This window comes from Actinomyces timonensis (genome assembly GCF_040702965.1).
Classification (GTDB): domain Bacteria; phylum Actinomycetota; class Actinomycetes; order Actinomycetales; family Actinomycetaceae; genus Actinomyces; species Actinomyces timonensis_A.
In genome coordinates this window covers 2252162-2265783 of sequence record NZ_CP159989.1, presented here as the reverse complement: position 1 = coordinate 2265783, position 13622 = coordinate 2252162, and the positions used below count along the sequence as shown (strand labels likewise).

At 72.0% G+C, this 13622-nt stretch carries 10 protein-coding genes and 1 tRNA gene; 8 read left to right on the top strand and 3 right to left on the bottom strand.

The window, feature by feature from the left end; translation table 11 throughout:
- Positions 1-79: 79 nt before the first annotated feature.
- Positions 80-1390: an acyltransferase gene (locus ABXS69_RS09820; protein WP_366180473.1), complete on the bottom strand. Its 1311-nt coding sequence runs from the start codon at positions 1388-1390 to the stop codon at positions 80-82.
- A 228-nt stretch (positions 1391-1618) separates the two neighbouring features.
- Here ABXS69_RS09820 and ABXS69_RS09815 point away from each other — a divergent pair.
- From ABXS69_RS09815 to ABXS69_RS09790, 6 genes are all read left to right on the top strand, one after another.
- Positions 1619-1690: transfer RNA gene (locus tag ABXS69_RS09815), tRNA-Gln, on the top strand.
- A gap of 109 nt (positions 1691-1799) precedes the next feature.
- Positions 1800-2819 (top strand): NTP transferase domain-containing protein, encoded by a 1020-nt coding sequence (locus ABXS69_RS09810; protein WP_366180472.1) that lies wholly within the window; start codon positions 1800-1802, stop codon positions 2817-2819.
- Between the two features lie 58 nt (positions 2820-2877).
- Complete coding sequence (locus ABXS69_RS09805; protein ID WP_366180471.1) at positions 2878-3861, top strand: ribose-phosphate diphosphokinase; 984 nt, start codon at positions 2878-2880, stop codon at positions 3859-3861.
- 325 nt (positions 3862-4186) lie between these two features.
- Entirely contained in the window at positions 4187-5713 is a 1527-nt protein-coding gene (locus tag ABXS69_RS09800) for a hypothetical protein (protein WP_366180470.1), read from the top strand.
- 13 nt (positions 5714-5726) lie between these two features.
- Positions 5727-7466, top strand: a complete 1740-nt coding sequence (locus ABXS69_RS09795; RefSeq protein WP_366180469.1) for a PKD domain-containing protein — start codon at positions 5727-5729, stop codon at positions 7464-7466.
- A 99-nt stretch (positions 7467-7565) separates the two neighbouring features.
- Entirely contained in the window at positions 7566-8222 is a 657-nt protein-coding gene (locus tag ABXS69_RS09790; protein WP_366180468.1) for a hypothetical protein, read from the top strand.
- Between the two features lie 150 nt (positions 8223-8372).
- Here the strand turns inward: ABXS69_RS09790 and ABXS69_RS09785 are convergent, their stop codons facing one another.
- Both ABXS69_RS09785 and ABXS69_RS09780 read right to left on the bottom strand, forming a co-directional pair.
- The gene (locus ABXS69_RS09785; RefSeq protein WP_366180467.1) at positions 8373-8564 is read right to left on the bottom strand and encodes a hypothetical protein; all 192 of its coding nucleotides are present in this window, start codon (positions 8562-8564) and stop codon (positions 8373-8375) included.
- 264 nt (positions 8565-8828) lie between these two features.
- Positions 8829-9143, bottom strand: coding sequence for a hypothetical protein (locus ABXS69_RS09780; RefSeq protein WP_366180466.1), 315 nt, complete (start codon positions 9141-9143; stop codon positions 8829-8831).
- Positions 9144-9178: 35 nt separating this feature from the next.
- Here ABXS69_RS09780 and ABXS69_RS09775 point away from each other — a divergent pair, with 35 nt between their 5' ends.
- Complete coding sequence (locus ABXS69_RS09775; RefSeq protein ID WP_366180465.1) at positions 9179-9706, top strand: hypothetical protein; 528 nt, start codon at positions 9179-9181, stop codon at positions 9704-9706.
- A gap of 19 nt (positions 9707-9725) precedes the next feature.
- Positions 9726-13430, top strand: a complete 3705-nt coding sequence (mfd, locus tag ABXS69_RS09770; protein WP_366180464.1) for a transcription-repair coupling factor — start codon at positions 9726-9728, stop codon at positions 13428-13430.
- The last annotated feature ends 192 nt before the right edge of the window (positions 13431-13622 follow it).

Here is a 13622-nt window from a genome sequence, read left to right as displayed (position 1 = left end):
TGGCCCGCGCGCGAGCCGTGATGGGTACACGGTAGACCAAGGTCTAGGCCCGGCTCCTCCCGTGCTGGTGATCGCGGATTCAGGCCGCGTGCCCGCCCTGCCGCCCGGGGCTGGCGCCGCGAGGGAGGGCGTGGAGCCTGCTGCTGGCCCAGCGGCCCGCCGCCCTCGACCACCGATGGCTCGGCCGCTCGACGAGCCGGTGGAAGAACCAGGCCGCGGGCAGCGCCGCGGCCGGTCCCACCAGGAGCATCCACCACGGGTCGATCGACGGCGCGAGCGTGCGCACGAGGAGCACGACCGGGGTGTGGACGAGGTAGAGGGAGAAGGACAGCTCGCCGCAGAGCTGGGCCGCCCTCGAGCGTAGCAGTGAGCGCAGCGCCCCGGCCCGCACGATGAGCGTGATCGTTCCGGCCGCGCTGGCGACGGCGATCATCGATCCGAGCCGATGCCCCCAGGGGGAGGCGGGGGAGCCCAGGGGGACCAGCGCCGTGGACGGGCTTCCCGAGAGCAGGCCCGGCCAGGTCTCCGGGGCGGTCCACCACGGGCTGGTCATGGTGATGAGGCAGGCCACGGCGGCCGCGCCGGCCCAACGGGTAGGTCGGGCGGGCAGTGGGTCGGGCATCGTCCCCCAGCGCCAGCCGAGCACCGCCCCGATCGTGAACACCGGCAGGAACAGCGCGGAGCCGGGGTCACCGCTGACCAGGGTCACCGTGAGCGCCGCCGCGCCCAGCGCCCAGCTCAGGCGGGCTCTGGCGCCCAGCGCCACCGCGAGGATGACCAGTGGCAGGAGGATGGAGAAGGCCGCCTCTGCGTGCAGCGACCACAGCACCGAGTTGCGATAGGCGTAGGCGGGCAGCAGGGCGATCTCTCGGACCGTCTGCTTGATCGAGATATCTGACACATAGTGGGCCCGCACCCATGCCCCCAGGGAGGTGTCGTCCGAACGGGGCACGAGGATGATGAGCGCGATCGCCAGGAGCGTCGAGGCGCCGGCCGGCACCCACAGGCGGATGAGGCGGCGGGGGGCGTAATCCACCCAGTCGAAGGAGCGGCCGGTGGCGCGCCGCCGGGCGATCGGGTAGCTGAGCGCCACCCCGGACAAGATGAAGAAGATGAGCACCGCCTCGTAGCCGCCCCACAGGAGATGCGCCGGCGTGAGGCTGAGCGCGCGCTCCAGGGCGCCGCCCGGCGCAACCCCCGGGCGGGCGCCGACCTCCGCCAGCGAGGGGACGGTGAGCAGGCAGTGGTGGATGAGGACGACGACGGCCGCCAGGCCGCGCAGCCCGTCCAGCTCCCGCAGGCGGCCTGCGCTCGGGCGCGGCTGGGCGGGCATGGCTGCGGGCGTGGCGTTGGCGCCCTCGACCGGGGGCTGGTGGTGGATGAGGGTCATGCGAGCTTCCAGGGAGAATTGAGATCGCGCCGCGCGGGGAAGCGGCAGGACGTGGGCGGTCCGGATGGGCCCGCTCAGGGCGTCATGATGCCCCATCGGGCGGGCCCGGGGGGTCGATGATGCCACCTCTTGACCGAGTCGCGGCGAAAAAGTGAGAGACTGTACGCCGCGCTGGAGCGCGCCCGATTCCGCCCGATTGCTGGGGAACCCCGGGAGCGGCCCGCGCATTCCGCCCTGGTGTAGTGGCAGCACGCAGGCCTTTGGAGCCTTGAGGTCCGGGTTCGAACCCTGGGGGCGGAGCCGGTGCGTGGCGTCGTAGGATGTGCCCGTACCGGCCCGCTCGGCCAGCACGGGGCGTCATGCTCCCGGCAGTGCCGCAGGACGCCCATCTTGAGCGAGAAGAGGACTCGTGGCTCCCACCACTCCCGCCGCCGTCATCGTCATGGCCGCAGGCAAGGGCACGCGCATGCGCTCCGCCACCCCCAAGGTCCTGCACCGCATCGGGGGGCGCAGCCTCCTCGACCACGCTGTCAGCGCGGCCCGGGGCCTGGGTCCTGAGCGCCTCGTCGTCGTGGTCCGCCATGAGCGCGATGCCGTCGTCGCCCACCTGGCGCAGGTCGCCCCCGACGCCATCCCCGCCGACCAGGATGAGATCCCCGGCACCGGCCGCGCCGTGGCCTGCGGCCTGGCGGCCCTGCCCGAGGACGCCTGCGGCGCAGTCGTCGTCACGAGCGGGGACGTGCCCCTGCTCGACACCGCCACCCTGTCCTCCCTCGTGGCTCAGCACCATGAGCGGGGCGACGCCGTGACCCTCCTCACGGCCGTCGTCGACGACCCGCACGGCTACGGCCGCGTCGTGCGCGAGCCGGATGGCACCGTCTCGGCGATCGTCGAGCAGCGCGACGCCACCGAGGCCCAGCGCGCCATCGCTGAGATCAACGCGGGCGTCTACGTCTTCGACCTGGCGCACCTGCGCGCCGCCCTGGCCACCCTGGGCACGGACAACGACCAGGGCGAGGTCTACCTCACCGATGTGGTCGCCCACGCCCATGCTGCGGGCCGCTCCACCTCCGCGCTCGTCGTGGCCGACCACTGGCTGGTCGAGGGCTGCAACGACCGCGCCCAGCTCGCCGCCCTCGGTGCCGAGCTCAACCGCCGCGTCCTCGCCCGCGCGATGGAATCCGGTGTCGGCGTCATCGATCCCTCCTCCACCTGGGTCGATGTCACCGTCGAGCTCGGGCCGGACTCGTCCTTGGAGCCGGGCGTCCTCCTGAGAGGCGCCACCCGCATCGGCGCCGGCGCTCGCATCGGCGCCTACGCCATCCTCGCCGACGTCGATATCCCGGCGGGCGCCGTCGTCGCGCCCTTCACCCAGTACGACGCCGAGACGCCGGTTCCCGCCCAGGGCTCCGGCACCACAGGCGCGTGACCGCCCCGGCCTCGCGCACCGACCGGGCCCGACGGGCCCGAACGAAGGGAATCACTTCATGACGGGCATCATCACCAGCGGTGAGAAGCGACTGGTCATCGTCTCCGGCCGGGCCCATCCGCAACTGGCCCTCGATGTGGCGCGCGAGCTGGGCACCGAGGTCCTGTCCTCGACCGCCTACGACTTCGCCAACGGGGAGACCTACGTCCGCTTCAACGAGTCGGTGCGCGGCTGCGACGTCTTCGTCGTGCAGTCCCACGGGGACCGCGTCAACGACTGGCTCATGGAGCAGCTCATCATGGTGGACGCCCTCAAGCGCGCCTCGGCCAAGCGCATCACGGTGGTAGCCCCCTTCTTCCCCTACGCGCGGCAGGACAAGAAGCACCTGGGCCGTGAGCCCATCAGCGCCCGCCTCGTGGCAGACATGTACGCCACGGCGGGAGCGGACCGCATCATGAGCGTCGACCTCCACACCGCCCAGGAGCAAGGATTCTTCAACGGCCCCTGGGACCACCTGTGGGCTCAGCCCGTGCTCGTGGACTACATCAAGGGCCGGCTCGACGTGGCCAACGCCGCCGTGGTCTCCCCGGACGCCGGCCGCATCCGCGTCGCCGAGCGATGGGCCAACGCCCTGGGGGGCTCGCCGCTCGCCTTCGTCCACAAGACCCGGGACATCACCCGCCCCAACGAGGCCGTGGCCAACCGCGTCGTCGGTGACGTCGAGGGGCGCTCCTGCGTGCTCGTCGATGACATGATCGATACTGGCGGCACCATCGCCAAGGCCGTCAAGGTGGTCCTCGACGCCGGCGCGAAGGACGTCATCGTCGCCGCCACCCACGGGGTGCTCTCCGGCCCGGCCATCGAGCGCCTGGCCACCTCCGGCGCCCGCGAGGTCGTCATCACCGACACCCTGCCGATCCCCCCGGAGAAGCGGTTCGAGCAGCTCACCGTCCTGCCCATCGCCCCGCTCCTCGCCCGCGCCATCAAGGCGGTCTTCGACGACGGCTCCGTCGCTCAGCTCTTCGACGCCGCTGGCGTGTGATGCGAATCATAGGAGGTGCGGCGCCATCGCGCCGCGCTCACGTGGCGGTGAAAAGCCCGCCCTTCTCAGCTCCTCCGAACGTAGGAGTGGCGCTCCGACGCAGGTCGGACGGCATGTGCGAGTCGTTGTTATTCAAGTGATACGAAAGTGATCGGTGTCGCTTTTTGGCGCGGAACGACCTATAACCAGGTGCGCTGTCATTCTGAGGTCCCGTGCTCTAGGCTCATCTAGGCGCCCGAGTTCCCCAGCCGCTGGCGCCATGCCCTGATCGACGGCGAACCAAGGTTCTCCCTTGGTTCCCCACACAGTTCCGGAGTATTCACTGTTGAGCGCTTATCGTCCTCTGCGCGCCCTGGCCGCGCTGGCCGCCTGCGTCCCCATGTCCCTGGCATTCCTGCCCGTCGCGGCCCCCGCCGCTGCGGCGGAGGCCCCTGCCGCCGCAGCGGCGGCCGACGCCTCGGGTCGCCTTCAGTCCAACCACACCGCTGACCCCCTGCCCACCGTTCAGATCAACGGCGTGGTGTGGGACCAGGTCATCGTCGATGACACCGTCTACGCCGTCGGCTCCTTCACCAAGGCCCGGCCGGCCGGAGTTCCCGCCGGGACCAATGAGACGGTCCGGTCCAACATCCTGGCCTACAAACTGAGCACCGGTGAGCTCATCCAGGAGTTCGCCCCCCAGCTCAACGGTACCGGGCGCGTGCTCGCCCTGTCCGAGGACAAGAAGACCCTCTACGTCGGCGGTGACTTCAACAAGGTCAACGACGAGTTCCACAGCGGCCTGGCCGCCTTCGACATCTCCACGCCCGCCGGCAGGCTCATCTCCCGCTTCCGCCCCCAGTTCCAGACCACCGTGCGGGCCATCGGCGTGCGCGGTGACACGGTCTACGCCGGCGGCGCCTTCAAGCACGTCAACGGCGTCCAGCGCCTCAAGGCGGCCGCGGTGAGCGCCTCCACCGGTGAGACCCTCTCCTGGGCGCCCAAGGCCGAAGGCAACAACGCCCAGGTCTGGTCCCTGCAGGTCTCGCCCGACGGCACCAAGGTCGCCCTCGGCGGCTCCTTCACCACCCTCAACGGCTCCAACAACCCCGGCTACGGCCTGGGCCTCGTCTCCGCCTCCGACGGCCAGCTGCTGTCCACCCCCATCAACTCCGAGGTCCGCAACGGCGGCGTCTACGGCGCCATCACGGACCTCAAGACCGACGGCACCAGCCTGTACGGGGTCGGCTACTCCTTCTCCGTGCGCAACGCCAACCTGGAGGGGGCCTTCAAGGCCGACTGGAACGGCAACATGACCTGGGTGGAGCCCTGCCACGGTGACTCCTACGCCATCCACCCCACGGCCGACCAGGTCTACATCGCCAGCCACGCGCACTCCTGCCAGACCATCGGCGGATGGGCGGACTCCTACTACAAGGACGAGCACGGCACCACCCGCCAGCGCCAGTACCGCCTCACCTCCTTCACCGCCTCCGGCGAGGTGACCGTCGGCCGCAAGGGCACTGACGGCTACAAGGACTGGTCGGGCAAGACCTCCCCCGCCATCGTCGACTGGTTCCCGGAGCTTCTCCGCCGGCACCTACACCGGCCAGGGCCAGGGCGCCTGGGACGTCACCGGCAACGACGAGTACATCGTCGCCGGGGGCGAGTTCCTCGCCGTCGACGGCAAGCCCCAGCAGGGGCTCGTCCGCTTCCCCAAGCGCGGCGCCACCAAGAGCCACGCCCCCGAGGGGAAGGCCTCCGACCTCGACCCGCGCGTCTCCAGCCCCGCCGACGGCGCAGTCGACGTCACCTTCACCCCCACCTGGGACCGCGACGACTCCACCCTCACCTACTCGCTCTACCGCGATGACGCCGCGACGCCCGTGAGCACGCTGAAGGTCTCCGACCGCTTCTGGAACCGGGAGCTCCGCAAGACCCTGCGCGACAACCACGCTCCCGCGGGTGAGCACACGTACAAGATCGTCGTCTCCGACGCGGGCGGCAACACCCTGACGAGCGACTCGAAGAGCGTCACCGTCGCCAAGGGTGCCGACCTCGACAACCTCGACAGTGTCGACGCCGGCGCCGCCGACCTGGGCGCCAAGCACCTGTGGACCTTCGACGAGGCGACCGGGACCACCTTCAAGGACGTCCTCGGCGGCGCTCACATGACCGGCACCTCGGAGGTGAAGCCCGGCCAGGATGGCTCGCGGGACGGATCCAAGGCCCTGGGCATCGGCGGGAACGGCAACGCCATCTCGAACTCTCAGGGTCAGGCCCAGACCTTCAGCATCGAGACCTGGGTGAAAACCACCTCCACCAAGGGCGGAGCTATCGTCGGCTACGAGAAGGCTGGCAACCGCGACCGCATCATCTACATGGACACCCAGGGTGCCATCCACTTCGGCGTCTACCCCGGTGAGACCAAGGTCGTGTCCTCGAAGCCCGGCTTCAACGACGGGAAGTGGCACCACGTCGTCGCCACCCTGGGGGCCGCCGGTCAGCACCTCTACATCGACGGCCAGCTCGCCGCTTCCGACAAGACGGTGATCAGCGCGCAGGCCTTCAACGGCTCCTGGCGCCTCGGCACGGACACCCTGAAGGGCTGGCCTAAGGTGAGCGAGAGCACCCCCGGTACGCTCGACGCGACCGTCGACTCCACCGCGATCTACCACTCCCAGCTGACCGCCGGCCAGATCGCCCGGCGCCCGGGCCAGGCGGGCAACGTGGGGCCCCGCCCCATGCTGCGCCAGAAGGTCGTCGGCATGGCCGTGACCGCTGACGGCAGCGAGTCGGTGGACTCCGACGGCACGATCGAGTCCTACGAGTGGGACTTCGGCGATGGGAAGACCGCCACCGGCGCCAACGTCACGCACACCTACACTGAGCCCGGCACCTACACGGTCACGCTCACGGTCACTGACAACGCCGGTGCCCGCCAGACCACCACCCAGTCCATCACCGTCACCGACGTCCCGCAGGGCGAGGGCATCATCGCCCAGGCCTCCTTCAAGAAGGCCCAGGAGAAGGGCTGGCCCGAGCCGGGCGCGGGCGGCTCCTGGAAGCTCTCCGCGCCGGGGCGCTTCTCCACGGCTGACGGCGTCGGCTCCATCGCCCTGAACAAGGCGGGCTGGATGTCCACGGCCATGCTGCCGAAGGTCTCCTCCGAGTCCACGGAGCTGTCCTCCAGCTTCAGCCTCTCCGAGGCCCCCACCGGTGGTGGCGTGTACGCCTCCTTCTTCCCCCGCTCCACCGCCTCGGGCTCCTACTCCACGAAGATCCACGTCAAGGCCAACGGCGAGGTGCTCGTGTTCCTCACCTCCCAGGTCGGCGGGACTGAGAAGGTCCTCGCCCAGACCACCCTGACGAACCACTGGGCCGCGGGCACGAAGATCAACGTGAAGACCTCCGCCGTCGGCAACGGCACCACGACCCTCACCGGCACCGTCTGGTTTGATGGCCAGGAGGCGCCTGGCGCGCCCACCCTGACCGCCACGGACATCACCGAGCAGATCCAGGGGGCGGGTACGGTCCTCATGTCGGCCTACCTCTCCGGCTCGGCGACCTCGCTGACCAACAAGGTGCTCGTCTCGAGCTTCCAGGCCCGCACCGCCGGGCAGTGAGCGTGAGCCGGCACTGATACTCGGCCGGCGGCGGTCGATCCCCTCGCCGCCGCCGGCCGACGCTCTCTCCCTGTTCCCAACAATCCCACGGAAGTCACCATGTCACCTCGGACAAGCGCCCGTATCCTCCAGGCCTCCGCCCTCGTCCTCTCGGCGGCGATCCTCGCCGGCTGCTCGAACGACTCCGCGGCGACCAATGCCGCGGCCACCGAGTCCGTGCCGCCGGTCACCACGACCGAGACGGCCGGGGCCACCACGGCGCCGACCCCGGTGGCTCCGGCCTCAGACGGGGGCGCGTCGGATGCCCAGTCCGCCGATCCCGAGGGCCTCCAGCCCGGCCAGGCCGGCTACGTGGGGGCCTCGGCCCCTGCCGTCGCCCTGAACGAGTCCTCCTCGACCGGGGGTGCGACCGTCGCCGTCACCTCCGTCGAGGCCATCGAGGTCTCCGGTGACGACATCGTCCCCGGCGAGATCGGCGGCGCCGCGCTCCAGGTCAACGTCTCGGTCACGGCGGGCTCCCAGGACGTCGACCTCTCCGGCGCCCTGGCCACCCTCGCCTACGGCGAGGACTCCACCCCGGCCTCCCCGCTCCGAGCCGCCGAGGGCACCGAGCTGCCCAGCAGCGTCGCCGCTGGGCAGACCGCCACCGGTTCCTTCCGCTTCTCCGTGCCCGCTGACGCGCGCGACCGGGTGACCGTCACCGTCACCGTCGTCCCCGGGCAGCCCGCCGCCGTCTTCCAGGGCTCCGCGTCCTGAACGGCCACCACCCCGCCTGACCCGCGCCCCTGCGCGGCGGCGGACAGCGCGTAGTAGCCTCGTGGCGCCGCCTGCGGGGCGGCGCCACGAGGAGAGAGGGGAGGGCCTGATCATGCAGATGCTCCTACTCGGGGCCATCGTCCTCCTGTCCTACCCGGTCATCGCGATGACCCTGTCGACGGTTCGGCGCAAGCCGATCGTCGGCGCGGGGCTCGTGGCGGCCGCAATCGCCCTCATGGGCGTCTGGATGACCGTCAACGTCGGCTTCTCCGTCCCGCCCGCGGCCGGGGTCTGCATGCTCGTGTGCCTGGCGCTGGCCGCCGACTTCTCCTGGCGCCTCACCCCGGGCGACCTCCTCGTCTGCACGGGTTTCGCTCTCGTGGCGATCTCGCTTGCGGCTGGGGCGTCCATCAACACGGTCCTGGGCGAGCTCGTCCTCGACGCCGTGCCCGCCTACTTCGCCGGGCGCATGCTGGTGGAGAGGATCGGGCTGAGGGACTTCGCCACCGCCATGGCCGCCATATGGCTCATCGCCGCCGCGCTCGGCTACTTCGAGGCGCTCACCCGCATCAACCCCTTCGTGCTCGTCGAGTTCCCCACCCGCGCCTACGCCGACTGGGCGGAGATCCAGATCCGCGCCGGACTGCCCCGCATCGAAGGGGCCTTCGGCCACTCGATCGTCTTCGGCGTGTCCATGGCGGCGGGCATCCCCATGGTGGCGATCGCCCGCTGGCCCTCATGGGTGAGGATCGCCGGGATGGCGGCGCTCGTCGGCGTCACCCTGCCCTCCCTGTCGCGCGCGGGCATCATCGGCGCCGTCATCGCCCTCGTCCTGTCGGTGAGCATCATGCGCACCGATCTGACGCCCGCCTGGCGCTCGGCCACCCTCATCGCGCTGGGAGCCGGGATGTTCGTCGCCACACCCGTGCTCCTGGACGTCTTCGCCGAGGCCGGCGATGAGCAGGAAGGCAGCGCGGAGTATCGGGGGCAGCTTCATACTGGTCAAGCGGCTGGTGCTCATCGGGGCCTCGCCCGCCCGCACCGTCCGCAACGGCACGGTGTACTGGGAGGGGTTCCGCTCCATCGACGACCAGGTGCTCCTGGCCGCCCTCCGCTACGGCTGGTTGCCCGTCATCCCCTTCATCATCGGCGCGCTCTACGTCGTCCTGCGCGTGCTGGGAGGCCGTGGCAACGCCCCCCAGGTCGCCATCGCCTCCATGATCCCGGCCTTCGTGTCCGTCGCCTTCATCACCCAGCTGTCCACCGTGGTCTGGCTGATCGCGGGGGCGAGCGTCGCCGCCAGCGCCGCCGAGCGCGAGGGGAGCCACGGCGCCGCCGGGCCGCCCCGCGGGCGCTGGGGCCCCGGCGACATCGACGACGGCGAGCGCGCCCAGGCCCCGCCCTCCGGCGGGGCGGCGGCCGATCCTCCCGACCGGGCCCCGGAGCCCGTCGCCGTGCCGAGTGCCGCCGCCCCCGGGCTCTGAGCGCCTCTAGACTCGGCGCGTGCGACTGACCGCCCTCCTCCCCCCGCTCCTGGCCGACCCCGCGATCGCCGAGCTCGTCCGCGCCGCCGCCGCGACCCGGCGGGGTGAGAACCGCGCCGTCGTCGCCCCCGGGGCACGCCCCGCGATCCTCGCCGCCATGGCGATGGGGGAGCGCGGCGTCGCCCGCGCCGTCGGGGAGGAGCCCGGCGCCACCGGCACCGCGGGCGAGGGGACGCCACTGCTCGTCGTCACCGCCACCGGCCGCGACGCCGAGGAGCTCGCCGCGGCCCTCGCCTGCTACCTGACGCCCACCGACATCGCGATCCTCCCCGCCTGGGAGACCCTGCCCCACGAGCGCCTCTCGCCGCGGGCGGACACCGTGGCCACCAGGCTCGCGGTCCTGCGCCGCCTCGCCCACCCCCTCGAAGGGCCCGCGAGCGCCGGCGGCCGCGCCGATGGGCCCGTCCGCGTCCTCGTCGTCCCCGTCCGTGCCCTGCTCGCGCCCGTCATCGACGGCCTTGGGGAGATCGAGCCCATCCGACTCGCCCCCGGCCCCAGTGAGGGCCTGGAGGCCATCGCCGCCCGGCTGGCCGACGCCGCCTACACGCGGGTGGACATGGTGGAGTCGCGCGGCGAGTTCGCCGTGCGCGGCGGCATCCTCGACGTCTTCCCACCCACGATGCCGCGCCCCGTGCGCGTCGACTTCTTCGGCGATGACATCGAGTCCGTCTCCTCCTTCGCCGTCGCCGACCAGCGCACAGCGGAGGAGCTCGACGGCGCCACCCTCCACCCCTGCCGCGAGCTGCTCCTCACCGACGCCGTGCGCGAGCGCGCCCGGGCGCTGACCGGGGCGATCCCGGGAGCCGCCGACATGCTCGGCAAGATCGCCGAGGGCATCCCCTGCGAGGGCATGGAGTCTCTCGCCCCCGTGCTCGCCCCCCGCATGGTGCCCGTCCTCGACCTCGTCGGGGAACGGCTTGTCGTCGCCCTGGAGCCCGAGCGCATCCGCAAGCGCGCCGAGGACCTCGTGGCCACCACGTCCGAGTTCCTCGCCGCCGCCTGGACCTCCGCCGCCTCCGGAGGAACCGTCCCCGTGGACCTGTCCGCCGCCGCCTTCGCGAGCCTCGGCGAGGCCCGGGCGCTGGCCCTGTCCACCAACCTGGGCTGGTGGTCGCTGACCTCGCTGGCTTCCTCCCCGGACGTCACGGCGCTGGCGCTGCGCGACCCCGCCGGCTACCGGGGCCGCCTCGACGAGGCCGTCACGGACCTCGGCCGCATGGCCCGGCAGGGGTGGGGCGTCGTCGTGGCCACCGACGGGCCCGGGCCCGGTCGCCGCATGGCCCAGCTGCTCGCCGACGGCGATGTTCCCGCCCGCATCGTCACCCAGCTCGACGAGCCCGCCGACCTCGGGTGGTCTGCCGCCGACGACGGGCCGCGGGGCGACGGCGTCGTGCGCATCACCCAGGCCTCCGCCGGCCACGGCTTCGTCGCCGAGGGGCCGCGTCTCGCCCTCATCGCCGAGTCTGACCTCACCGGGCGCGCCTCCGCCGGCCCGCGCGGCCCCAAGGCCCTGCCCGCCCGCCGCTCCCGCGCCTCCGTCGACCCCCTGTCCCTCCACCCCGGCGACCTCGTCGTCCACGCCCAGCACGGCGTCGGGCGATTCATCGAGCTCAGGCGCCGCGCCATCGGCACGGGCAAGAGCGCCGCGAGCCGCGAGTACCTCGTCATCGAGTACGCGCCCTCCAAGCGCGGCCAGCCCGGCGACCGGCTCATGGTCCCCACCGACTCCCTCGACCAGGTCACCAAGTACGTCGGCGGGGACGCGCCGGCCCTGAACAAGATGGGCGGCGCCGACTGGGCCAAGACCAAGTCCAAGGCGCGCAAGGCCGTCCGCGAGATCGCCGGCGAGCTCGTGCGCCTCTACGCCGCCCGCGCCGCCGCCGCAGGGCACGCCTTCGGCCCAGACACCCCCTGGCAGGCCGAGCTCGAGGAGGCCTTCCCCTACACCGAGACCCCCGACCAGCTGGCCACCATCGACGACGTCAAGGCCGACATGGAGAAGCCCCAGCCCATGGACCGCCTCATCATGGGCGACGTCGGCTACGGCAAGACCGAGGTCGCCGTGCGCGCCGCCTTCAAGGCCGTCGCCGACGGCAAGCAGGTCGCGGTCCTGGCCCCCACGACCCTGCTGGTCAGTCAGCACGCAGAGACCTTCACCGAGCGCTACGCGGGCTTCCCCGTGCGCGTCGCCCAGCTCTCCCGCTTCCAGTCCGAGGCCGAGTCCGCCGAGGTCCTGGCCGGGCTCGCCGACGGCTCCATCGACGTCGTCGTCGGCACCCACCGCCTCATCACCGGGCAGGTGCGCTTCAAGGACCTCGGCCTGCTCATCATCGACGAGGAGCAGCGCTTCGGCGTCGAGCACAAGGAGGCCCTCAAGGCACTGCGCGCCGACGTCGACGTCCTGGCCATGTCAGCCACGCCCATCCCCCGCACCCTGGAGATGGCGGTGACCGGCATTCGTGAGATGTCCACCCTGGCCACCCCGCCCGAGGACCGCCACCCCATCCTCACCTACGTGGGGGCCTGGGAGACCAAGCAGGTCGGCGCCGCCATCCGCCGCGAGCTCCTGCGCGACGGGCAGGTCTTCCTCGTCCACAACCGCGTCTCCGACATCGACCGCGTCGCCGCCCGGATCGCCGAGCTCGTCCCCGAGGCGCGTGTGGCCACCGCCCACGGGCAGATGAGCGAGGCCCGGCTCGAGGCCGTCATCGACGACTTCTGGCACAAGCAGATCGACGTCCTGGTGTGCACGACGATCGTCGAGACCGGCCTGGACGTCTCCAACGCCAACACCCTCATCGTCGACCGCGCCGACCGCTTCGGCCTGTCCCAGCTCCACCAGCTGCGCGGGCGCGTGGGGCGCGGGCGCGAGCGCGCCTACGCCTACTTCCTCTACCCCGCGGACAAGCCCCTGACCGAGACCGCCCTGGAGCGCCTGCGCACCATCGCCACCAACACCGACCTGGGCGCCGGGATGCAGGTGGCCATGAAGGACCTGGAGATCCGCGGCGCCGGGAACCTGCTGGGCGGGGAGCAGTCCGGCCACATCGCCGGGGTCGGCTTCGACCTGTACGTGCGCATGGTCTCCGACGCCGTCGCCGCCTACAAGCGCTCCCTGGGCATGGGGGAGGGGGGCGGCGCCGCGGACGATGGCGAGGACGAGGCCGAGCTGCGCATCGAGCTGCCCGTGGACGCCACCATCCCCGAGGACTACGTGCCCCACGAGCGCCTGCGCCTGGAGGCCTACACGAAGTTCGCCGCCGCCCGCAGCGATGAGCAGGTGGCCGACGTGCTGGACGAGCTCGCTGATCGTTACGGGCCCGTGCCCGATCCGGTGACGCGCCTGGCCGCGCTGGCCCGGCTGCGCGCGCTCGCGGCCGGCCTCGGCGTGCGCGAGATCGCGGCCCAGGGCAAGTCCATCCGCTTCGCGCCCGTGGAGCTGCCCGAATCCAGTCGGATGAGGCTCACCCGCCTCTACCCTGGCACGACGATCAAGCCCGCCACCCGCACCATCGTGGTCCCCGCGCCAGGCGCGGCGCGCATGGGCGGCGGGCCGATCGAGGGAGAGGCCCTCCTGCGCTGGGCAGAGGTGCTGCTGCGCGCCGTCGTGGTCGGCGACGCCGACTACGAGGCCGAGGCCACCGCCTACCGCCGTCGCCGCTGATCGATCCGAGGCTCGGCCTGCGGGGTCTGTGGAACTGGCGCGGGATGCGCCGAGTGGTGCGCTTCGCACCGAGCGGTGCGAGAATCACCGACTGGTGCGGGGAAGACGCTCCACTCGGTGTGGATGGCGCTACTCGGTGTGGATGGCGCTACTCGGGGATACGATGGCTTGGTGACTCGCCGTGAGAACAGG